This window comes from Caballeronia sp., assembly GCF_049581465.1.
Taxonomy (GTDB): Bacteria; Pseudomonadota; Gammaproteobacteria; order Burkholderiales; family Burkholderiaceae; genus Caballeronia.
In genome coordinates this window covers 1-1562 of sequence record NZ_JBAUSA010001070.1, presented here as the reverse complement: position 1 = coordinate 1562, position 1562 = coordinate 1, and the positions used below count along the sequence as shown (strand labels likewise).

Here is a 1562-nt window from a genome sequence, read left to right as displayed (position 1 = left end):
CGGCGGCATCGCGCAGAAGCGCTTCACGCAGCTTTTTCAGCTGCTCCTGGGGATCGAGCTTGCCCGCATCGGCGGGACGTTTGGAAACATTCGGCATAGCAGCGCATTATAATCCCCGCATGAATTCCCAAACCGACCTCCCCGCCGCGCTTCCGCCGGTTTCTCCCGAGCCCGAAGCACCCGACCAGCACGCCCAATTCGTCGATTGGATGCGTTCAGTCGCGCCCTATATTCACGCGTTTCGAAACAAGACCTTCGTGGTCGCGTTTGGCGGCGAACTGGTGCAGGAAGGACGGCTGAACGCGCTTGTCCAGGACGTCGGCCTGCTGCATGCCATGGGTATTCACGTCGTGCTCGTGCACGGTTCGCGACCGCAAGTGGAAGAGCAGTTGAACCTGCATGGCGTGGAATCGGAGTTTTCGCACGGCCTTCGCATCACCGACGCCCGGGCGCTCGAATCCGCCAAGGAAGCCGCGGGCGAAGTGCGCCTCGACATTGAAGCGGCGATCAGCCAGGGCTTGCCGAACACGCCGATGGCGCACGCGCACATCAGCGTGGTGTCGGGGACTTTCGTGACCGCGCGGCCAGTCGGGATTCTCGACGGCGTCGATTTCCAGCACACGGGCGTGGTCCGGAAGATCGACGGCGATTCCATCCGTCATTCGCTGACCAGCAGCAAGCTCGTGCTGCTCTCGCCGCTGGGCTTTTCGCCCACGGGCGAGGCGTTCAATTTGTCCATGGAAGATGTCGCGTCGGCGGCCGCGATCGCGTTGCGCGCCGACAAGATCATTTTCCTCACCGAAACGCCCGGCCTCGTCGATGAAAACGGCGAACTGGTCCGCGAAATGTCGCTTGACGATGCGTATCGGCTGCACGAAAGCGGCGAATTGCAGGGCGATGCCGCGTTTTACCTGAAGCACACCATACGCGCCTGTCGCGGTGGTGTGGCGCGGGCGCACATCATTCCCTACGCGCTCGACGGCAGCATCCTGCTCGAATTGTTCCTGCACGATGGCGTCGGCACGATGATCTCCTATGAGAATCTCGAAAGCCTGCGTGAAGCGACGCCGGACGACGTCGGCGGTATTCTCACGCTGATCGAGCCGCTGGAAATGGACGGCACGCTTGTGCGCCGCGGTCGGCATCAGATAGAACGCGACATCGACCATTTCTCGGTGATCGAGCACGATGGCGTGTTGTTCGGCTGCGCGGCGCTGTATCCGTACGTGCAGGAACGTATCGGCGAGATGGCGTGCCTGACGGTCGCGGCAGAAGCACAAGGTTCCGGCGATGGCGAACGCCTGCTGAAGCGCGTCGAACAACGTGCACGCGCTCGCGGCCTTACGCATATCTTTGTGCTCACCACGCGTACCGAGCACTGGTTCCTGAAGCGCGGCTTCGTGAAGGTGACGGTCGACGACCTGCCCGAAGACCGTCGCCGGCTCTACAACTGGCAACGCAAGTCGCTCGTATTGATGAAGCAGCTCTAGATTCAAGTTCCAGGTTTATTTCGAGACGTCCGTCCAGCCGCGCGCCCGATTCATGCGGGAACACTGTGCAGC

At 61.8% G+C, this 1562-nt stretch carries 1 protein-coding gene; it reads left to right on the top strand.

Going from position 1 to position 1562, the window contains the following annotated elements; translation table 11 throughout:
- Positions 1 to 119 precede the first annotated feature (119 nt).
- A complete protein-coding gene (argA, locus tag WCA53_RS26210) occupies positions 120 to 1490 on the top strand; it encodes an amino-acid N-acetyltransferase (RefSeq protein ID WP_423917362.1) in 1371 nt (456 codons plus the stop codon).
- Positions 1491 to 1562: the final 72 nt, after the last annotated feature.